At 64.2% G+C, this 18,375-nt stretch carries 21 protein-coding genes and 1 other RNA gene; 7 read left to right on the top strand and 15 right to left on the bottom strand.

The features are described 5' to 3' along the window. Window positions 1–59 precede the first annotated feature (59 nt). The 3 genes from NOM55_RS11850 to NOM55_RS11860 all read right to left on the bottom strand — a co-directional run bounded on the left by NOM55_RS11850 (window position 60) and on the right by NOM55_RS11860 (window position 1,471). On the bottom strand, window positions 60–386 hold the full coding sequence (locus NOM55_RS11850) for a DNA-binding transcriptional regulator (RefSeq protein ID WP_047968489.1): 327 nt from the start codon (window positions 384–386) through the stop codon (window positions 60–62). A gap of 205 nt (window positions 387–591) precedes the next feature. Then, window positions 592–690, bottom strand: an RNA gene (gene ffs / locus NOM55_RS11855) — signal recognition particle sRNA small type. Between the two features lie 106 nt (window positions 691–796). Beyond that, a complete protein-coding gene (locus tag NOM55_RS11860) occupies window positions 797–1,471 on the bottom strand; it encodes a hypothetical protein (RefSeq protein ID WP_255908727.1) in 675 nt (224 codons plus the stop codon). A 309-nt stretch (window positions 1,472–1,780) separates the two neighbouring features. Between NOM55_RS11860 and NOM55_RS11865 the strand changes: the two genes are divergently transcribed. The 4 genes from NOM55_RS11865 to hflX all read left to right on the top strand — a co-directional run bounded on the left by NOM55_RS11865 (window position 1,781) and on the right by hflX (window position 5,646). Then, the gene (locus tag NOM55_RS11865) at window positions 1,781–2,203 is read left to right on the top strand and encodes a LexA family transcriptional regulator (RefSeq protein WP_255908728.1); all 423 of its coding nucleotides are present in this window, start codon (window positions 1,781–1,783) and stop codon (window positions 2,201–2,203) included. After that, entirely contained in the window at window positions 2,200–3,462 is a 1,263-nt protein-coding gene (locus NOM55_RS11870) for a Y-family DNA polymerase (RefSeq protein ID WP_255908729.1), read from the top strand. Before NOM55_RS11865 ends, NOM55_RS11870 begins: the two co-directional genes overlap by 4 nt. A gap of 136 nt (window positions 3,463–3,598) precedes the next feature. Next, entirely contained in the window at window positions 3,599–3,835 is a 237-nt protein-coding gene (locus NOM55_RS11875; protein ID WP_255908730.1) for a hypothetical protein, read from the top strand. Window positions 3,836–4,257: 422 nt separating this feature from the next. Next, a complete protein-coding gene (gene hflX / locus NOM55_RS11880; protein WP_255908731.1) occupies window positions 4,258–5,646 on the top strand; it encodes a GTPase HflX in 1,389 nt (462 codons plus the stop codon). A 356-nt stretch (window positions 5,647–6,002) separates the two neighbouring features. Here the strand turns inward: hflX and msrB are convergent, their stop codons facing one another. The 5 genes from msrB to NOM55_RS11905 all read right to left on the bottom strand — a co-directional run bounded on the left by msrB (window position 6,003) and on the right by NOM55_RS11905 (window position 10,473). Further along, window positions 6,003–6,413, bottom strand: coding sequence for a peptide-methionine (R)-S-oxide reductase MsrB (gene msrB, locus NOM55_RS11885; protein ID WP_255908732.1), 411 nt, complete (start codon window positions 6,411–6,413; stop codon window positions 6,003–6,005). A 73-nt stretch (window positions 6,414–6,486) separates the two neighbouring features. Beyond that, entirely contained in the window at window positions 6,487–7,122 is a 636-nt protein-coding gene (locus NOM55_RS11890; RefSeq protein WP_255908733.1) for a histidine phosphatase family protein, read from the bottom strand. Between the two features lie 12 nt (window positions 7,123–7,134). Then, window positions 7,135–8,010 carry an AEC family transporter gene (locus tag NOM55_RS11895; RefSeq protein ID WP_255908734.1) on the bottom strand — a complete coding sequence of 292 codons (876 nt, stop codon included), beginning with the start codon at window positions 8,008–8,010 and terminating at the stop codon, window positions 7,135–7,137. 120 nt (window positions 8,011–8,130) lie between these two features. Next, window positions 8,131–9,480: a deoxyguanosinetriphosphate triphosphohydrolase gene (locus NOM55_RS11900; protein ID WP_255908809.1), complete on the bottom strand. Its 1,350-nt coding sequence runs from the start codon at window positions 9,478–9,480 to the stop codon at window positions 8,131–8,133. A gap of 111 nt (window positions 9,481–9,591) precedes the next feature. Beyond that, the gene (locus NOM55_RS11905; RefSeq protein WP_120809758.1) at window positions 9,592–10,473 is read right to left on the bottom strand and encodes a hypothetical protein; all 882 of its coding nucleotides are present in this window, start codon (window positions 10,471–10,473) and stop codon (window positions 9,592–9,594) included. Window positions 10,474–10,813: 340 nt separating this feature from the next. Between NOM55_RS11905 and NOM55_RS11910 the strand changes: the two genes are divergently transcribed. Together NOM55_RS11910 and NOM55_RS11915 are read left to right on the top strand one after the other, a co-directional pair. Next, entirely contained in the window at window positions 10,814–11,296 is a 483-nt protein-coding gene (locus NOM55_RS11910; protein ID WP_170152097.1) for an AtaL-like protein, read from the top strand. 115 nt (window positions 11,297–11,411) lie between these two features. Beyond that, window positions 11,412–11,987, top strand: a complete 576-nt coding sequence (locus NOM55_RS11915; RefSeq protein ID WP_255908735.1) for a lysophospholipid acyltransferase family protein — start codon at window positions 11,412–11,414, stop codon at window positions 11,985–11,987. A 51-nt stretch (window positions 11,988–12,038) separates the two neighbouring features. Here NOM55_RS11915 and NOM55_RS11920 read toward each other — a convergent pair whose 3' ends face one another. Together NOM55_RS11920 and NOM55_RS11925 are read right to left on the bottom strand one after the other, a co-directional pair. After that, window positions 12,039–12,605, bottom strand: a complete 567-nt coding sequence (locus NOM55_RS11920) for a DUF1415 domain-containing protein (RefSeq protein ID WP_255908736.1) — start codon at window positions 12,603–12,605, stop codon at window positions 12,039–12,041. 83 nt (window positions 12,606–12,688) lie between these two features. After that, a complete protein-coding gene (locus tag NOM55_RS11925) occupies window positions 12,689–12,892 on the bottom strand; it encodes a cold-shock protein (RefSeq protein WP_047965275.1) in 204 nt (67 codons plus the stop codon). Window positions 12,893–13,223: 331 nt separating this feature from the next. On the opposite strand from NOM55_RS11925, the gene NOM55_RS11930 reads away from it, so the two are divergent. Beyond that, window positions 13,224–14,333: an HD domain-containing phosphohydrolase gene (locus NOM55_RS11930; RefSeq protein ID WP_255908737.1), complete on the top strand. Its 1,110-nt coding sequence runs from the start codon at window positions 13,224–13,226 to the stop codon at window positions 14,331–14,333. Between the two features lie 76 nt (window positions 14,334–14,409). On the opposite strand, the gene NOM55_RS11935 is transcribed toward NOM55_RS11930, so the two are convergent. The 5 genes from NOM55_RS11935 to NOM55_RS11955 form a co-directional block, all read right to left on the bottom strand. Further along, window positions 14,410–14,844 (bottom strand): SCP2 domain-containing protein, encoded by a 435-nt coding sequence (locus tag NOM55_RS11935; RefSeq protein ID WP_120809763.1) that lies wholly within the window; start codon window positions 14,842–14,844, stop codon window positions 14,410–14,412. Continuing rightward, the gene (locus tag NOM55_RS11940; protein ID WP_255908738.1) at window positions 14,831–15,754 is read right to left on the bottom strand and encodes a U32 family peptidase; all 924 of its coding nucleotides are present in this window, start codon (window positions 15,752–15,754) and stop codon (window positions 14,831–14,833) included. The genes NOM55_RS11935 and NOM55_RS11940 overlap by 14 nt, the downstream gene beginning before the upstream one ends. 18 nt (window positions 15,755–15,772) lie before the next feature. Then, window positions 15,773–16,780 (bottom strand): peptidase U32 family protein, encoded by a 1,008-nt coding sequence (locus tag NOM55_RS11945; protein ID WP_255908739.1) that lies wholly within the window; start codon window positions 16,778–16,780, stop codon window positions 15,773–15,775. Between the two features lie 177 nt (window positions 16,781–16,957). Beyond that, entirely contained in the window at window positions 16,958–17,269 is a 312-nt protein-coding gene (locus NOM55_RS11950) for a pyrimidine/purine nucleoside phosphorylase (RefSeq protein ID WP_120809766.1), read from the bottom strand. A gap of 181 nt (window positions 17,270–17,450) precedes the next feature. Further along, entirely contained in the window at window positions 17,451–18,299 is an 849-nt protein-coding gene (locus NOM55_RS11955) for an SPFH domain-containing protein (RefSeq protein WP_255908740.1), read from the bottom strand. Between the last annotated feature and the right edge of the window lie 76 nt (window positions 18,300–18,375).

Consider the following 18,375-nt stretch of genomic DNA (forward strand, 5'->3'; position numbering starts at 1 on the left):
GCAACGAAAAACGCCCCGGAGACTCGGGGCGTTTTTTGATGGTTGCTTCAGCCGCTTGTTCAGGCTTCGGCAACGGTGCCTTCTGCTTCGCCTTGGGTATCAAGGCGGGCGCGAACCGCTTTACGCAGGCTCTTGTACAGGTCCGGGTGGGTTTCCTTGAGATATTCAACGATCTCGAAGTCTTCACGACGGACTTTCGCCAGGTCGATCTGCTCGACATGCACCAGACGGAGCAATTCACGTACCGGCTTTGGCATGTTTCGACCGCTTTCATAGCGCGAACCACCGGACTGGGTAACGCCGATGCGGCTCCAGAATTCCTGTTGGTTCAAGCCAAGCTTGCGGCGGATTTCGCGCGGATTGGGGATTTTATCAAACAATTTCATGGCGTTCCTCGCATATGAGTTCTGTTAATCATGGACGGGGTAGTGTCCGCGTGACTTTTGCAAAAAATAAAACATATGGCCGAGTCTTTGCCCAGCCTTATTTGACTTGCATCGGTATGATAGCAGGATTGCGAGAAAAAGGACAGTGTAATTTATGCGAAACGCCCGTTGCCGATAGTGAACTATCGGCAACGGGGTAAATTGGGGTGGCGAGCCCGACCCCCGGCACTTGCGCTAAACGGCTGTGGCTGCTTCCTTCCGGACCTGACCAGGTTGACCATCGCACAATGCGGGGAGACCCGCCATTGAGGAAAGACATTCTACAGATAAAGCCTGGCAATGACAAGGAGAGTTTGCTGGCAGCGCAAGCCTTGGCGCGGGTTTGCCGGGGGCTGTCATTGCAGTCAGTGCTAGCTGCCCGCCAGTTTGTGCCCAGGCTGACTGCTGAGGTGGCCGAGCACGATCACCCGCGCCAGCCCGAGGTTGGCTGCCTGCCAGGCGTCGGATTTGGCCAGTGGTGGCTGGCGGTGCAGGATCTCCAGCGCCAGCCGCAGGCAGCCCACCGCCTGCTGGCAGTCCTGCTGCGCCTGTGCCGACAGCAGGTTCTTGCGCTGGCGGCTGCCCTGGCGGCGGTCGTGGCCGGCGGCGGGGGCGGGATTCGGCTTGCTGGCGTCGCCCTGGCGGCGGTAGAGGCGGTATGGCAGCGGCCAGTCGTCTACCGGCGCCATCTCGCGCCCGGTCAGCTCGCCGATGACCTGCTCCAGCTCCTGCACCAGTGCCGCAGTTTCCTCGGTTACCGCCCGTGACAGGCTGCCGCCGAGCATGACCTTTTCGCGTAGCAGCAGGCTGCGGCGCAGCACGAAGGCCAGCTTGCCTTCCGCCAGTGCCCAGGCGTCGGCCTCGTTGCCTTGGCTGGCGCGCTTGTGCAACGCATCCAGCCAGTGTGCCCACGCCAGATACTCCGCCCCCAGTTGCGGCCGGGTGAGGGCGACAGAGGGTGGCGCGCTGGCGAGCGGCGGCGTGGCGTGCGGCCACGACGGACTGCTGCCAAAGCTGACGAACTGTTTGCGCCGAACCGGCTTCATGCCTGTCTCCGTTGCGGGCTAGATAGTTGATTTATAGGCGCTTTGACGCGGTGCGTTGTCACGGCTGCTGGCGGCGGCTGGGCGGGCGGCTTCCGCCATGGCGCAGCTGCGCGGCCGGTGAGGTGAATAAGGTTGGCCGCAGGCGGGGTGTGGCGCGGTGATGGCGGGTGCGATGTCGGCCGGCTGCGCAGGCGCTCGCACTCGCCGGCCATGGGTGGTGGGCGAAACTGATTGCCGCTCGGCAACTACGGGCTTTGCAGTTTTTTTGAAATCGTACATAATCAAAAGGTCGATTATGGAGAGGCCAGCATGCAGCTTTATCTACCGGTCGCTGCGCCGCTGCCGCAGAGCGTGCCGCTGTACGGCGCCAGCGTGCCGGCCGGCTTTCCGTCGCCGGCCGACGACTACAAGGACAGTTCGCTGGATCTCAATCGTTACCTGATCCGTGACGCGGCGTCCTCGTTCATGGTGCGGGTGACTGGTGATTCCATGGCCGATGCCGGCATCCATCACGGTGATCTGCTGGTGGTCGATCGCGGTCTGCCACCGCTGCACGGCCATATCGTGCTGGCCGCCCTCGACGGCGCGTTCACCGTCAAGCGCCTGCACCGCCGCGACGGTCGCGTGGCGCTACTGGCGGAGAATGTCGCCTATGCGCCGCTGGAGCTGGGCGGCGAGCAGGAACTGTGCATCTGGGGCGTGGTCACCGCCTGCGTCAAGCGCTTCACATGAGCACCTTTGCACTGGTCGACGGCAACAGTTTCTACACCTCGTGCGAGCGGGTGTTCCGACCCGATCTGGCCGGCAAGCCCATCATCGTGCTCAGCAATAACGATGGCTGTGTCGTCGCGCGCTCGGCCGAGGCCAAGGCACTCGGCATCGACGCCTTCCTGCCGTACTACCAGATCGCGGCACAGTGCCGCCGCCACGGCGTGGCGGTGTTTTCCAGCAATTACGCGCTGTATGGCGACATGTCGCAACGGATGATGCAGGTCGTGGCGCGCTGGGGCATCGAGCAGGAAATCTACTCTATCGATGAAAGCTTCATCACCCTCGACGGCATCCCCGAGCTGCGCGACCACGCGGCTCGCCTACGCGCTGATGTGTTGCAGCGCGTAGGCATTCCCACCTGTGTCGGCATCGGCAGCAGCAAGACGCTGGCCAAGCTGGCCAACAGCGTGGCCAAGACCCATCCGCGCTGCAACGGCGTGTTCGCCTGGGACTGGCTTGCGCGCGACTGGCAGGAAAAACTGCTGGCAAGGTTGGCCGCAAACCGGGTCTGGGGCGTGGGCCGGCGTAGCGCGGACAAGCTCGCCCGCCTTGGCATCCACAGTGCGCTGGATTTGCAGCGTGCCGCGCCGCAGTTGATCCAGCGCCATTTCGGCATCGTGCTGGAGCGTACCGTGGCCGAGCTGAACGGCGTGTCCTGTCTTGAGCTGGACGACATCGCCGCACCACGGCAGCAGCTGATCTCGTCGCGCTCGTTTGCGCGCACGGTGAGCGACCAGCCCACGCTGGCGGCGGCGATCACCCATCACGCCACCCGCGTCGGCGAGAAACTGCGCCAGCAGCACAGCGTGACGCAGCTGGTCGGTGTCAGTGTCCGTGGCAACCCGTTTGGCGACGCACCGCCGCCGCGCGGCTGGACGGTGGTGCCGCTGCCTGGCCCCGCCGCCGACACCTTTGTGCTGGTCAAGGCGGCACTGGCCGGGCTGGAGGCGATCTACCAGCCCGGCCACGGCTACAAGAAGGCCGGCGTGGTGCTGCTGGGGATCGGCGCCGCCCAGGCGCGGCAGCCGGACCTGTTTGCGATCAGTACCGATCCGCGGCGCGTCGCCTTGCTGCAAACGCTGGATCAGGTAAACCGCCACTATGGCAGCGGCACGCTGCGACTGGCGTCGGAAGCGCTCAGCGCGAACTGGCGGATGCGGCAGGAGCAACGCTCGCCGCGCTGGACCACCTGTTGGGACGAGTTACCGGTGGTCAGCTAACGCTGGTCGCATCGTGGCATAACAGACATCACGCCAGCGCGGCAGCCGGCACGGCGGCGGCTTGCTAGAATCGGCGGATGAACCATTTCAATCTCTTCGGGCTGCCATTGGCGCCCGTTCCGGCGGAGCGCCGGTCATGAACGGCTGGGGCGACGCGGTGCAGTACCGCCCGCTGACCACCGCGGCCGGCGAGCAGTTCTCCGTGCCGGAGTACATCCTGCGGATCGAGGGCGCCGGGGCGGGCGGCTGGCAGCTGCGCTATGGCGAGTGGACCGACTACGCCGATGTCGCCGGTGATGCGGCGGGTGCGGCCAGGGCACTGGCGCTGGCGATCGAGGAAATGACCGCGCGCATCGAGTATCGCGGCAAGTAGCGCCCCGACCGTGGCCGGCCAATAAGCTGGCGGCAGCGATGAGCGTTGGCGGACAGACCCTGCCGGCCTTTCTGGTGAGCCTTTACATTACGCGATGCCGCACGGGTGCCGAAGCACTGGCCAGTGACACGGCTGACACGGCCAGCCTGGCTGCAAGGCGGTGGGCAGATAAAGCATGTCGGGGCACGACTGCATCGTTTCTTCATCTGCGGCAGATTTTCATCTGCGTCGCCAAATTGCCATTGGCGAAGTGCTATTCAACGTGGCGTCTGTCGGACTGCGAAGCTTGCGCGCGCCAAGTGGGCCTCTCTCCACGCGCGCAGATTGAATGGCTAGCGATTGCCTGTCACGCATTCGGGCAACGGACGGTGCCATTTGTGAGTACTATGCTCGGTTAGCCATCAAGTTGAAGCCATCTGCACATGCAAACAGAAGTCAAAGAGAAGCCCCGCTACGCCCTGGTGGCATCGGTCCAGTTGCCGGATGTCAGTGATGTCGAGTTCGAGGCGTCGCTCGCCGAACTGAGCGAATTGGCCAAGACGCTGGGTTTCCAGGTGGTGCAGACCTTTGTGCAAAAGCGCAGCAGCTTCGACCGCACCGCCTATCTGGGTGTGGGCAAGCTGGAAGAAGTCAGCATGTTCGTCAATCGCGGTGTCCGCAACGACGAACTGGAAGCCGGATCGCCAGCGCTGGACGCCGATGCTGTCGAGTTCGACGTGTTGCTGGTGGACCACGAAATCTCCCCGTCGCAGGCGCGCAATCTGGAACTGGCCGTGGGCTGCGCGGTGATGGACCGCACCATGGTCATTCTGGAGATTTTCCATCGCAATGCCCGCTCACGCGCGGCGCGCGCGCAGGTGGAAATCGCCCGCCTCGGTTATATGGCCCCGCGCCTGCGCGAAGCGGCCAAACTCGCCGGCCCGCAAGGCCGGCAGCGTAGCGGCGTGGGTGGCCGTGGTGCCGGTGAGTCGCATACCGAGCTGGACCGTCGCAAGGTACGTGACCGCATCGCCGAGTTGCAACGCGAAATCATCGCCATGGAACTGGAGCGCAAGACTCAGCGCGCACGCCGTCTGGAACGTCAGGGCCTGGGGCTGGGCGGAGTATCGCTGGTGGGCTATACCAATGCCGGCAAGTCCACGCTGATGCGGGCGCTGACCGGCAGCGAGGTGCTGGTGGCCAACAAGCTGTTCGCCACGCTGGACACCACGGTGCGTGCCCTCTACCCGGAAAGCGTGCCGCGCGTGCTGGTCAGCGATACGGTTGGCTTCATCAAGAACCTGCCTCACGGGCTGGTGGCTTCTTTCAAGTCGACGCTGGAAGAAGCGCTGGATGCGGCGCTGTTGCTGCATGTGATTGATGCCAGCGATCCCGGCTTCCTGCGCCAGCTGGAAGTGACCGACGAAGTGCTGCAGGAAATCGGCGCCGACGAAGTGCCGCGCATCCGCGTATTCAACAAGATCGACCATGTCGGTGATGAAGCCGCGCAGTCTGCCTGGACTGCCGAACTGCAACAGCGCTATCCAGGCTGCGTGGTGATGAGTGCGCGTCGTCCGGAGGAAGTGGCCAGCCTGCACGCGGCCATCGTCTCCTTCTTCCAGCAGGATCTGGTGGAAGACGAGCTGCTGCTGCCGTGGTCGGCGCAACAGCTGCGCGGTGACATCTACAGCCACTGCCAGGTGCTGGAAGAGCGTGCCGAGGAAGACGGCAGCTGGTTCCGCGTGCGTGGCGAGCCGGAAAAGCTGCGCAGTCTGCGCGAGCGGCTCAATCCGGGCGTGCCGGGCAGGGAAAAGGAATACTGGGAAGTCTGAGGCGCGATCGCGGCGCAGTCTGAGCCAGGCTGGTCTTGTCGCCCGAATCGGATTCAGCGTGCAAAGGCGCTTTCCTCTGGCGTGTAACGCCGTTGTCTCCGCTGAATCGCTGCCCGTAGGCCTTCACGATGTGCGCCAAAAACCTGAGCCTGCGCGGTCACAGTCATCGTCGCACGGGGTTTCAGGGGCATGGGAAAGGTCGTGACGTGCCTGCCGCGACGCCTTTTCAAACTGGCGTCGGGCCAAACGGGGCATGGTCTTGATTGGTCAGCTGGAACTCGATGCGGAGCAATGAAGCGTGCGCCAGTTGCGGCATTTCACCATCTCCGCTTCGAGCTGGCGCTATTCCTTTATTGCTACAGTTCGGCCTGCTCGTTGGCGATGAAGTACAGCGCCACGGAATTGATGCAGAAGCGCTCGCCGCTGGGGGGCGGACCGTCATCGAAGACATGGCCGAGGTGGGCGTCGCAGCGGTTGCAGCGCACCTCGGTGCGGATCATGCCGTGGCTGGTGTCGCGGATGCGGCGGATGCTGCCCTTGACGGCTTCTTCCCAGAAGCTGGGCCAGCCGCAGCCGGCGTCGAACTTGGTGGTGGATTCGAACAGCAGCGCGTCGCAGCACACGCAGTGGTAATTACCGACCTGGCTGTGCAGATAGTAATCCCCGCTGAACGGGCGCTCGGTGCCGGCCTCGCGGGTGACATAGTATTGTTCCGGCGTGAGGATGGCGCGCCATTCGGCCGGGGTCTTGAAAAGCTTGTCGGGCATGATGAATCTCCTTTGCGGCCAACCTTGGGCGCTCCTTGGGGACTAGCGGATAGTCGTGCCGGCGGCGGTTTTCTTACAGCTCATCCAGGGTTTGTGCCAGATGGCGCTGGTCGGCCCATTCGATGATAGACCATTGCGCGGCGTCGACGCCCAGCCAGTTGAGCGCGGCATTGGGGATCGGCACCGCACGCTGCGCCGTCAGCGGTTGGCCGCTGGCCAGGCGGTAGGCCATGTCCAGCACCCCGCCGTGGGAGACCAGCAGGATGCTCTGGCCGTGGTGTTCCGCCGCCAGCCGTGCCAGCGCGTGGTGCACGCGCGCGGAGAACGCCAGCAGGCTTTCGCCGCCGTCCAGGTCGTGCGCCGGTTCGCGCTGGCTGTAGCCGTGCCAAGCGTGCGGCTGCTGGCTCGGCCCCTGATCCAGGGTCACGCCCTGCAAGGCGCCGAAGTGGCGCTCGCGCAGCTCCGGCAGGGAGGAGACCGTCAGTCCCAGCTGCTGCGCGATCGGTGCCGCGGTGCTGGCGGCGCGTTGCAGGTCGCTGCTGTACAGCGCGGCAAACGGGTGGGCGGCCTGCTTGAGGGCGGCGGCGAGGCGGGCAGCCTGCTGCCGGCCGTTGTCGTTCAGCGGGATATCCAGCTGGCCTTGCAGGCGCCGCTCGGCGTTCCAGTCGGTTTCGCCGTGACGAACCAGGCAGATGCGGGTAACAGTCATGTCGGTGGCACTCTAGCGCAAGGCAAAGGCCAAGCCTAACGGTACAAACAGCAGGCTGGCAAGGTTGCCGATCAGCACGATGGACGCCATGCGCTCCGGCTCCTGCTGGTACAGCTCGGCCATCAGGAAATTCAGCACCGCCGGCGGCAGCGCGCCGAACAGCACCACCAGCGCCGTCTGCTCCGGCGCCAGCTGCAGCAGCGGGATCACCAGCGCGGCACCGGCCAGCCCAGTCAGCGGGCACAGCACGGCGCCGAGCAGGCCGACGCGCCAGCCGGCAAGGCTGACATCCACCATGCGTACACCCAGCGCGAACAGCATTAGCGGAATGGTCATCTCGCCCAGCATCCTGATGCCGGCCATCAGCCACGCCGGCAGGGTGATGTCGCTCAGACCAAAGACAAGGCCGAGCAGGGTGGCGATCACGATCGGGTTGCGGCGCAGCCCGGCCAGGCTGGTGTGATGGCTGAAAATAAAGGCGCCGAGGGTGAAGTGCAGCAGGTTGGAAACGATGAACAGCACCACGAAGGCCTGGAAGCCCTGTTGACCGAAGGCCAGTAGCGCCAGCGGCAGCCCCATGTTGCCGCAGTTGTTGAACATCATCGCCGGCAACAGGGTGCGCGGGTCGATGCGGCACAGTCGCGCCACCGGCCAGCTCAGCACACCGGACAGCAGCACGATCAGCGCCGCGGCCGGAACCAGCTTCCAGTGCGCCAGCAGGTCGAAATCCTTGGCCGCCAGTGCTGAAAACACCAGTAGCGGCACGCAGACGTCCATGTTCAGCTTGTTGGCGGCGCGCATGTCCGGCCGCACGCGGCGGGCGTACACGCCGCCGATCAGCACGATGACCAGAACCGGCAGGATGATGGTAAGGATGCGTTCGAACATGGACGAGCTCGCGAGGGTGGGGCAAACATTGTGGCGCAGCACCCGGACATCGTGTGCAAGGGTAAACCCTTGTGCGGGGCGGGACTGGCAGAACAGCGTGTTCTGCCGGCACGGGCGGGATTACAGGATGCCGACCCCGGAGATTTCGCGGGCAAGGTTGGCCGCATAGTTGTCGGTCATGGCGCCGATGTAGTCCAGCACCTGCATGTAGGCGTGGTACAGGCCCTGTTCGGCGTGTAGCGGCGTCGGCAACAGGTTCAGTGCCAGCTGGTGGCGGGCGCTGAGCGCGTCTTCGCCCAGGGTCAGGCGGGTGTGGATCGCCGGCACCAGCACGTCCAGCACCGTGCCGATGCAGGGGTAGGATGCCAGCTCGGTGACCAGCTTGGTGCGGTGGCGGTACACCTTTTGACTGGCAAGTAGCTTGGCAGCGAGCAGGGTTTCCTTGATCTGCGGCGCGCAGACGTCGATCAGGTCCTTGCCGGGGAAGCTGCCGCGCAGCAGGGTGTCCTGGTGCACCATGAATTTCTCGGCGACCTCGGCGACGCAGCGGCCGATGGCGATGCCGCGCAGCATCGCGCACTTCTGGCGCGGATCGTCGGTGTGCCACAGGCGCTCGGTTTCGCCGAAGTGGCTGAACAGCGCCTCGAACTCGCGCACGTCGAGTATGCCGATTTCCACCGCGTCTTCCAGGTCGAGGATGGCGTAGCAGATGTCATCGGCGGCCTCCATCAGGTAGGACAGCGGGTGGCGTGCCCACTCGTGCGCGCCCTTGCGGATCAGCCCCAGCTCGGCGGCGACATGCTCGAAGTAGGCCAGCTCGGTGCGGTAGATGTTGAACTTGCCGCGCGCCTGCGCCCGCGGGGCGTCCGAGGTCCACGGATACTTGATCAGCGCGCCAAGCGCGGCAGAGGTCAGCCGCATGCCGCCTTCGCTGCCGTACATTTCCAGGCTGGCGACCATGCGCAGGCCGTGGGCATTGCCTTCGTAGGTCTGAATGTCGGCCTGTTCCGCCGCAGAAAGGCCGTGCAGCAGGTGGGCATGTTGCGGGTCACGGAACCATTCGCGCAGCGCGTCTTCGCCGGTATGGCCGAACGGCGGGTTGCCGATGTCGTGGGCCAGGCAGGCGACCTGCACCACGCTGCCGATGTCGAACGGGGTGTAGCCGGCCGGCAGCAGCTCGGCGTGCTGCATCATGGCGCCGACGCGGTTGCCGAGACTGCGGCCAACGCTGGCGACTTCCACGCTGTGGGTGAGACGGTTGTGGGTGTGGTCGTGGCTGGCCAGCGGGTGCACCTGGGTCTTGCGCCCGAGACGGCGGAAGGCGCTGGAAAACACCAGCCGGTCGTGGTCGATGTGAAAGTCGCTGCGCAGACCCGCCGCGGCCTCCAGCGTGGCTGGTGCCTGCGACGCCAGCACCTTGCCGGCCTGCAGTTTGAAACGGCGGGTGGAAAGCAGGGCTTCCCAGTTCATTACATGATCAGTCACGGCGGCATGGTCCTTGAGGTCGGCAGGCATGGCAACCGTGCGGTCACCATGCCCCGATCATGCCAGAAACGCGGGGGACGTGCAGACGGGGCCGCCTCAGTCGGTCAGCAGGCTGCGGCCGGAGCGGGCCGGTTTCTTGGCCAGCGGGATGTCATAGCCGATCATGAACAGCGCGGCCTCGACGCGGCGCAGGCCGGCATCGCCCTTGCACCAGTCGCTGCTGGCGGCGTCGCAGGCGGCACCCAGCACCCAGCCGGCACGGATTTTCCATTCGGCGTGGAAGCGGCTGCGGTTGGCCAGCTGCTTGAAGTGCAGCAGCTCGGTGCTGGGGTTGCGGTTCATGGTGGACGCGCCCGGTGCCCACGGGAAGCACAGGTTTGGATCCAGCAGCAGGCGGTTCTTTTCGCAGAACTGGCGCACCAGATAGCCCAGTGCGGCGCCGGTGCGACCGTCATAGGCCAGCAATCGCGGCGCGGCCAGGGTGTACACTTTGGTGAAACCGGCGTTCATGCGCAGTTCGCCGTCGAAGGCGCTGCAATCCGGTGTGTCGCTGGCGAAAATGGCGAGGCTGCGCTGCAGCTTGACGGCAAGGTTGGCCGCATGGCTGCGAGCCCAGTCGCGGTTCAGGGTGTACAGCTTGATCACCTTGCCGCCGGAGGCCCACAGCAGGGTGTCGTCGATGATGTCGACCAGCGCGTCGTGCTGCTGGCTCAGTGCCAGGCTCAGCCGTTCGCGCAGCGACTGCTGGATCGCCAGATGCTGGTCGTAGTGGCGGCCATTCCAGTAAAAGCGCTGGAAGGCTTGCTGCAGGGTGTCGGCACGGAAAGCGCGGTCGTAGCCATCCGGCAGGATCTTGTCGCGGATGTAGAACCGGTGTTCGCCAAACGCCTCGCCATCCAGCCAGCCGGCCAGCTGGGCCACAAACTGGCTGACGCTGGCATTGCCGAGGTACGACGCTTTTTGTAATGGTGCAATCATGGGAAGAAGCGAACCCGTGTCTCGATGTTGGTGTGGGGTTGATCTTCTGTGCTGCTATGGCCGGCCGCTGCGGTTGGTAGCCGGCTGGCGGTGCCGCAACATGGCCTTATGGGCATGCTCTGTTATGGCATAGCGTATGCAATTAAAGCATGTCTAAATGTTTATTTATGGGCGTTATCGGGATCGCTTAATAATGTGTAATTAATCGCTTTAAGCTGCTGTGTTGTTTGATTAAAGAATGCCGTGGATGCCGGCTTTTTATGTTGCGAAATTGCAACCAAGCTACAATGGCCGGCATCAGAACATCACCGGCGGAACCGCCACTGTGAGGATTGTTGTCATGCAGTTTGAACATTTGATTCGCATCTCTCCCGCCGATAGCAGCCAGGCGCCGGCACTGACCCGGCAGCAGTTGTGGCAGGGGCTGGTATTGCGCGCCGAGCTGCCGATGCAGTTCGACGAAAACATCACCAGTGCGCGCATCGTGGCGCGCGAGGGCAGTGTCTGGCAGCGCGAAATCGCCTTCGGCACGCTGATCGTGCACGAGCGTATCGAGCTGGAGGTGGAGCAGGAGGTGCGCTACCACGCGCAGGCCACGGAGCTGCACCCGGGCGGCTCGCGCATCATGCGCATCGAGGAGCCGGAGCCGGGCGTGCTGTTCGTGCGCTTCATCTACGACATGTCGGCACTGACCGCGAATGCCAGCGAAGCGGAACTGGCGCGCCTGCTGCCCTACGTCAAGTCGGCCTACCAGCAGGCGGACATGGATACCGCCGAGCGCATCATCGAACTGATCGTGACCGGCCAGCTGACGGCGCAATAAGCCTGTGCCGCGACACATGGTGTACACTCTCGCCCTCTTTGCGCCGGCCACCCTGGTGGCCGGCAAGCTGATCGGATTGCGCTAGCCCCTGCGGTTATCGCCTTTGGGGCGTTGCATGCACTACACCATTTTCGATACGCCGGTCGTGCGTACCCTTTGTCGCTGGTTTTCCGTTGCCACCCTGCGCCTGCTCGGCTGGCGGCTGGAAGGCGACTTTCCCCGTCTGCAGAAGTACGTGCTGATCGGTGCGCCGCACACCAGCAACTGGGATTTTCCGCTCACCCTGATGTTCTGCTTTGCCGCCCGTGCCCGGATCTACTGGATGGGCAAGCACACCCTGTTCAGCGGGCCGTTCGGGCCGCTGATGCGCTGGCTGGGTGGCGTCGCGGTTGACCGTCGCCAGAACAATTCGCTGGTGGAGCAGATGGTGGCCGAATTCCGCCAGCGTGACGCGCTGGTGCTTGCGGTGCCGCCGGAGGGAACCCGTGGCCGGGTGACGGAGTGGAAGAGCGGTTTCTATTACATCGCGCAGGGCGCCGGCGTGCCGATTGCCTTGGCGTATCTCGACTACCCCAACAAGCGTGGCGGCATCCTGGCGCTGTATCAGCCTGGTGGTGATATCGCGGTGGACATGCCGCAGATTCGCACCTTTTATCGCGACATCACCGGCAAGCACCCCCGCAACCAGTAAGCGGCGCCACGGCCGGTAATAAAAAAACATCACGCCAGGCGTGATGTTTTTTTATGGCTGCTTGCGTTCCGGGCCGACATCCAGTGCCACCCAGCCGGCGTGTCCCAGCTCTTCCAGCACCTCGATATTGCGCTCGAAGATCGCCTCCGCCTCCGGAAAGGCCTCCACTGCCCGCGCGATGCTGCTTTCGCGGATCAGGTGCAGGGTCGGATAAGGCGAGCGGTTGGTGAAGTTGCTGATATCGTTGACGGTGGTATCGGCAAACTGGAATTTCGGGTGGAAGCTGGCGATCTGGATTTCGCCTTCCAGGCCCATGTCGGCCACCGCGGCATCGACAATTTCCAGGAAGTCGTTGAAATCGAGGAAGCGCTGCAGCGTGTGCGGGTGCACCAGCAGGGTGGTGTCGATTTCCTGCGGATCGGTTTCCTGCAGCAGGCGCAGTTCCAGCATCAGCTGTTCCAGCAGGGTGGCCGGATCGCGGGCTTCGCTGACGATGATGCGCACCTGGTTCTTGACGTAGACCGACTTGGCAAACGGGCACAGGTTCAGCCCGATGACGGCGTTTTCCAGCCAGCGGCGAGTTGCATCAAGAATGGCGTCTTGGTCGGTAGGGTTCATGGCAGTGCCTTGCGCGCAGTAACAAAACAAAAAACCCGGACATGATCCGGGTTTTTTCGGCTTTCGTTCAGCCAGCGGCAGAATTACTCTGGCTGGATGTTGGAAGCTTGCTTGCCCTTAGGGCCGTCAACGATGTCAAAGCTTACACGCTGGTTTTCAGCCAGAGTGCGGAAGCCTTTGGAGTTGATCTGGGAGAAGTGAGCGAAAACGTCGTCACCGCCGTTGTCTGGAGTGATGAAGCCGAAGCCCTTGGAGTCGTTAAACCATTTAACGGTACCGGTTGCCATGTTCTGTTCCCTTTGGAGAATAGGTAAATTGAGAAAAGCGCATGTCAATCAAGAGAAATGACAAACTGTGGTACGGGCAGGGCCACTACAACAACTGACAGATCACATCTTGAAAAACTGCAGAACGCAGTCTGCCTGTTGGTGCCGTCCTCGGCAAGTGTTTTTTGGCGTGCGGGGAGAAAATTGTCGGAAATCCGGGGCGGAAGCGGGCAATCATTGCGTCTGGTCAAGCTTTGGCGGCGCGTTGCCGCCGGCTATGGCACATTGGCCTGTCATTGGCTATACAGCATCGATAAGCCAAACAAGACCCGACATTCTCCGGAGGCGTGGCGTGGCCAATTTACCTGCGTATTACCGCATCGAAGACGAAGAAAGCTTTACCGATTTCCAGAATGCGCTGGAAGACTATGCGCCGCGGATCGCCCATTTGCTGACTGCGCTGCGGCAAAAACCGGGCGACACGGCGCTCTTGGGCGAACTGATGCGCCTGCTGCACACCATCAAGGGCGATGCCGGGCTGTGCCGGCTGGGCTTCGTGGCGCCCTTGCTGCACGGCATGGAGGAAGTGCTGGTACGGGTGCGCAGCGGCGAGCTGCTGTTCGGCTACAACATCGAGCAGGTGCTGTTTCTGGCGCTGGACCGGCTGGAATTGCTGATGCAGACGCTGGAGCTGCACAGCGAGGCGCAGCTGGCCGACTTTCACCTGCTGTGCCACGAGCTGACGCAGGTCGCGCAAACGCCACCGGCGGCGCTGGACGAGGCCATTGCCCACCTGATCGAGACGGTGACCGGCTACAAGCCGGTGGTGCCGTACCAGGCCGATGCCCGTGCCGCCGCGCTCAGCGCCAGCCAGCGCGATGACCTGCGCCTGTTCCACCAGCTGGCGATGCAGTTCGAGCAGCGTTCGCTGCTGTTCCAGGGGCGTACCGAGCGCAACCTGCTGTTGGCGCGCGCCTGCAACGAGGCGGCCGGCTTTGCGGTTAATCCGTTGCAGCTGGAGGCGGCGATCTACCTCCACGATCTGGGCATGATGTTCCTGCCGGAAGCGCTGTGGCTGAAGCAGGGGCGCTTGAGTGAGGAAGAGCGGGCGCAGCTGGCGCATCACCCGCAATGGGGCGCCGACCTACTGGCGCGGATGGCGGGCTGGGAAGAGGCGACGCTGATGGTGCGCCAGCATCACGAACGGCTGGACGGCAAGGGCTACCCGGCCGGGCTGGGCGGCGACAGCATTTGCGACGGCGCGCGGCTGATCGCGATTGTCGACGCGTTCGAGGCGGTGATCCTCAAGCACAGCCAGCGCCAGCAAGCCCGTTCGCTGCTGCGCGCGGTGGCGGAGCTGAACGCCTGCGAGTCGCAGTTCGACCGGCGCTGGATCGGCCATTTCAATGCCGTGGTGCACCAGCGCATTGCCAGTGGCGAAGGGCTGTCGCACATCCGCTAGCAGTGCATGACTGACAAACGGAAAAAAGGTTGGCCGCAACGCTCACGGCGTTGCGGCCAACCTTTTGCCATCGCGGCTAGTGCTGCATGAAGCGGCGTAGCGGCGTGCTGTCCCAGTCGACGCTGTCGAGCAGGTTTTTCACGATCAGCCCCAGCTCGGTGTCGCCCTCGATGCGCAGCCGGCGCGAGAAGAACAGCGTGTCCGGGTCTTCCTCGCGCAGCATCAGCCGCAGGAAGTCGGCCAGGTTGGCGGCCAGCCGCAGGTCGGGTGCGTCGCCGCTACTGCCGGTGTGGAAGCGCTCGTCATCGGCACAGAAGGTCAGCGTCAGGCCGGCGTCGCAAATCTCCACCGCGAAGGTCTTGCCGCTGAGCAGGCTCATGTCGGCGGCCAGCACCTGCCGCTTCTGTAGCTGGTTGAGGCTGTGCACCAGCAGCCACGCCGGCGGCGTCGCCGGCAGGCGTTGCAGCCAGCGGCGGCCGAAGGGCGGCAGGGTAAAGTCAGGAACAGGCATGGTGGTCTCCCTGGTAGGCAATGCCGGCCTCGCCGCGCCAGTAGCCGTCGGCCAGCGGCATCGCGGACAGCGACTGCAGGCGGTTCGCGGCAGCGGCGGCGGTCGCCGGCTGGGTCAGCACGTCACGGAACTGCTGCACGATGGCGGCCATGTTGTCGGCCTGCGGGCTGAGACGCAGGATGTTGACGCCGCTGTGCTGCAGCGCCGGATAGTGCGCCAGCAGCGATTGCCGCGCCGCGGACTGGGTCTGGATGCCGTTGATGGCGAGGAAGGGCTGGCCATCCTGAGTGTGCATGGTCATGCCTTCCGGATGCTCCAGGCACTTGAACTGGCAGTCGTCCTTGTTAAGCCGGTAGTGGCGGGCGGTAAAGCAGCGCGCGGAGTAGGCCAGCGGCAGCCGGCCCCAGGCGAACAGCTCGGTCTGTGGCAGGTCTTCCTCGTCGCCGAGGATGTCGCGCAGCAGGCTGGCGCTGCATTCCAGCGGACAGACCCAGCGATAGGCGCCCAGTTGCTGGAACAGGCGCAGGGTGTCGCGGTTGTAGATGTTGAGGTGCGGGCCGGCGACGAACGGCAGCTGGCGTTCGTGCAGCAGGCGCACCGCGCCCAGATCGTTGGCCTCCAGTCGCACGGCACCGTGTTCGATCAGCTGGCGCAGGCGTTTGAGGTCGCTTTCGCTCTCCAGCAACACCTGGCTGGAGAGAATGATCTCCTTACCGCTGGCCGCGAGATCGTCGGCAAGGGCGATCCAGTCACGGGTGCGCAATTGCTGGCGCCGCGAACAGACCACTTCGCCCAGATAGATGATGTCCAGCGGCCAACTGGCGGCTTCGGCGTAAAAATTCATTACCTGGTCGCGATACCAGAAGTACTGCAGCGGCCCGAGCGAGAGCCTCATGGCGGAATGTGACATGACTGAAGCGTCTCCTTGTTATTTCCACGGCCGGTCGTAGGCGCCGAGGGTGACCTGCTGGCCTTCCGACACCTTGGCCAAGGCCTGTTGCCACGCCGGCTTCACGCTGAAGCGTTGCGCGCTCTGGCCGGCCTGATCCAGTGCCTCGCGCAGCGCGCGGGTGACCTGCGCGACATAGGCCGGGCTGCGCTGGCGGCCTTCGACCTTGATCGCGGCGACGCCGGCGTCCAGCAGCTGCGGCAGCATCGCTAGCACATTGAGACTGGACGGCTGTTCCAGCACGTAATCGGTATGGCCTTCGACCTCGAAGCGGCCCTTGCACAGCGTCGGGTAGCCGGCGGTTTCGCTGGTGCCGTAACGGTCGATCAGGATGTGGTTGAGGCGGGCGTCCATGCCCTGGCCGTTGTCCTCCCAGCGCACGAAGCGCGCCGGCGAACAGACGCCGTGGCTGTTCGGCGATTCGCCGGTGGCGTAGCTGGACAGCAGGCAGCGGCCTTCCACCATCACGCACAGGCTGCCGAAGCCGAACACCTCGATCTCGACACTGGTATTGGCGATCACGTGGCGCACCTGGTCCAGCGTCAGCACCCGCGGCAACACCGCGCGCTGCACGCCGAACAGCGATTGCGCCAGATTGATGGCTTCGTAGTTGGTGGCCGAGCCCTGCACCGACAGGTGCAGGCGCAGCGCCGGGTGGCGTTCGTGCGCGTAGGCGAGCAGGCCCAGGTCGGCGAGGATCACTGCGTCGACGCCCAGCGCAGCGGCCTCGTCGATGGCGGCGCGCCAGCGCAGGCTGTCGCCACCGCGGGCGTAGGTGTTGATCGCCATCAGCACCTTGCGCTTGCGATCGCGGGCGTAGCGGATGCCCTCGCTGGCACTGCGGTGGTCGAAGTTCAGCCCGGCAAAATTGCGGGCGTTGGTGTCGTTCTTGAGGCCGAGATAGACCGCGTCCGCGCCATTGTCGATGGCGGCCTTCAGCGCGGGCAGGCTGCCCGCCGGGCAGATCAGTTCGGGAAGACGTTGCATGCTGTGTTTCCGTCAGTCGGGACCGGCGCACAGTAGCAAGCGGCAAGGCGGGCAGCCTTGTCCTGGGTCAAGGGCGACCATCCGGCGGAAGCGGTCACCACCAATGGCGTAGTCAAGGTTGGCCGCAAAAAAAACAGGGCCACCGAAGTGGCCCTGGCTTCTGTGCCGAGCGACGGCTCAGCCGAAGTGGCAGACGTAGTGCACGGTGTCGCTGACCTCGATCTGGAACGAGCTTTCGCCCGGCACCTTGAACGAGTCGCCGGCCTTGTAGCTGCTGGCGCTGGTTTCGCCGGCGAGGGTGACCTTGCATTCGCCGGCCAGGATTTCCATGATTTCCGGGGCGCCGGTGCTGAACAGCAGCTTGGCCGGCAGGATCACGCCGACGGACTTGCGGCTGCCGTCCGGCATGATGATGCCGTGGCTGACGCACTTGCCGTCAAAATAAACATTGGCTTCTTTTACAACGCTGACGTTGTCGAACTGACTCATGGTTTCTCCGATTCCTTTGTCTGCAGCACGGGTGAATCCCGCTGTTTTGCGCTCTGGCATCATGCCCGCTGCCGCGGTGCAACGTCAATAAGCTTGCCGCATCGTGGCGGCGGCTGAAATGCAAAAAAGCTTGGCCGCAATATGGCGGCCAAGCTTGCTCTGCGCTGCGGACGGGTCCGGCTTAATCCAGCGGAATCTGCAGCCCGGCCTGGCTGGCCGGCGCGCGCAGGTCCATCAGCACCAGCTTGCCCTTCTCGCTGGCGTATTTCACGGTGTCGAGGCGGTTGGTTTCCAGCAGCAGGTACATGATGTCGTTCTCGCTGATGCCGCTGCCCTTGGCCTGGGCGATGGCTTCGGTCAGGCTGGCGGCCAGCACCGTGCGGGCGCGGGCGAGACCCTCGGCGCGCAGCTGCTGCGATTCGGCCTCGGCGCGGGCTTCACCGACGATCAGGATGCGCTTGGCTTCCGCCTCCTGCACCGCCGCCTCGCGCTTGCGCTCGGAGGCGATCACGCTGTTGAACGCGTGCTGCACCTCTTCCGACACCGTCGGCTGGTCGATCAGCACGCTGACGATCTCGTAACCGTAGGTGCCCATGCGCTCGGCAAGGCTGGCCTGCATCTGCTGCGCCAGCTCGTCGCGGTCCTCGTACATGTTCATCAGCGTCATCGCCGCGGTGGACGAGCGCAGGGTGTTGAGCACCCAGGTCTTGACCTGCTCCTGCGGTGACGCCAGCTGGTAGTAGGCATCGGCGGCGCGTTCCGGAATCACCCGCACCATGATCGCCACCGGCAGGGTGACGAACATGTTGTCGCGGGTCTTGACCTCGACCTGCGCCGACAGCTCCTGCACGCGCAGGTCCATGAGGCAGGCGATGCGTTGCACGCCGGGGATGATCCAGTTCAGGCCCGGGGTGAGCACACGCGAGAACTTGCCGAAGGTCTCGACGATGGCCAGCGTCTGCTGGTCGATGACGCGCAGGCCGGCGATGACGATGAGGGTGACGAGGCCGAACAGGATAAGGATAGCCATGGGGGCTCCTGATGCTAGAAGAAAGCCGCAGTATGCCAGCATGTGATGACAAAGGGCTAACGGGGCGCCATTGCGG

Source organism: Vogesella sp. AC12, assembly GCF_024437575.1.
GTDB lineage: Bacteria > Pseudomonadota > Gammaproteobacteria > Burkholderiales > Chromobacteriaceae > Vogesella > Vogesella indigofera.

Coding starts and splice junctions, on each gene's coding strand:
- NOM55_RS11850 (WP_047968489.1), bottom strand. CDS start 386: ATGAAATTGTTTGATAAAATCCCCAATCCGCGCGAAATCCGCCGCAAG.
- NOM55_RS11860 (WP_255908727.1), bottom strand. CDS start 1,471: ATGAAGCCGGTTCGGCGCAAACAGTTCGTCAGCTTTGGCAGCAGTCCG.
- NOM55_RS11865 (WP_255908728.1), top strand. CDS start 1,781: ATGCAGCTTTATCTACCGGTCGCTGCGCCGCTGCCGCAGAGCGTGCCG.
- NOM55_RS11870 (WP_255908729.1), top strand. CDS start 2,200: ATGAGCACCTTTGCACTGGTCGACGGCAACAGTTTCTACACCTCGTGC.
- NOM55_RS11875 (WP_255908730.1), top strand. CDS start 3,599: ATGAACGGCTGGGGCGACGCGGTGCAGTACCGCCCGCTGACCACCGCG.
- hflX (WP_255908731.1), top strand. CDS start 4,258: ATGCAAACAGAAGTCAAAGAGAAGCCCCGCTACGCCCTGGTGGCATCG.
- msrB (WP_255908732.1), bottom strand. CDS start 6,413: ATGCCCGACAAGCTTTTCAAGACCCCGGCCGAATGGCGCGCCATCCTC.
- NOM55_RS11890 (WP_255908733.1), bottom strand. CDS start 7,122: ATGACTGTTACCCGCATCTGCCTGGTTCGTCACGGCGAAACCGACTGG.
- NOM55_RS11895 (WP_255908734.1), bottom strand. CDS start 8,010: ATGTTCGAACGCATCCTTACCATCATCCTGCCGGTTCTGGTCATCGTG.
- NOM55_RS11900 (WP_255908809.1), bottom strand. CDS start 9,480: ATGAACTGGGAAGCCCTGCTTTCCACCCGCCGTTTCAAACTGCAGGCC.
- NOM55_RS11905 (WP_120809758.1), bottom strand. CDS start 10,473: ATGATTGCACCATTACAAAAAGCGTCGTACCTCGGCAATGCCAGCGTC.
- NOM55_RS11910 (WP_170152097.1), top strand. CDS start 10,814: ATGCAGTTTGAACATTTGATTCGCATCTCTCCCGCCGATAGCAGCCAG.
- NOM55_RS11915 (WP_255908735.1), top strand. CDS start 11,412: ATGCACTACACCATTTTCGATACGCCGGTCGTGCGTACCCTTTGTCGC.
- NOM55_RS11920 (WP_255908736.1), bottom strand. CDS start 12,605: ATGAACCCTACCGACCAAGACGCCATTCTTGATGCAACTCGCCGCTGG.
- NOM55_RS11925 (WP_047965275.1), bottom strand. CDS start 12,892: ATGGCAACCGGTACCGTTAAATGGTTTAACGACTCCAAGGGCTTCGGC.
- NOM55_RS11935 (WP_120809763.1), bottom strand. CDS start 14,844: ATGCCTGTTCCTGACTTTACCCTGCCGCCCTTCGGCCGCCGCTGGCTG.
- NOM55_RS11940 (WP_255908738.1), bottom strand. CDS start 15,754: ATGTCACATTCCGCCATGAGGCTCTCGCTCGGGCCGCTGCAGTACTTC.
- NOM55_RS11945 (WP_255908739.1), bottom strand. CDS start 16,780: ATGCAACGTCTTCCCGAACTGATCTGCCCGGCGGGCAGCCTGCCCGCG.
- NOM55_RS11950 (WP_120809766.1), bottom strand. CDS start 17,269: ATGAGTCAGTTCGACAACGTCAGCGTTGTAAAAGAAGCCAATGTTTAT.
- NOM55_RS11955 (WP_255908740.1), bottom strand. CDS start 18,299: ATGGCTATCCTTATCCTGTTCGGCCTCGTCACCCTCATCGTCATCGCC.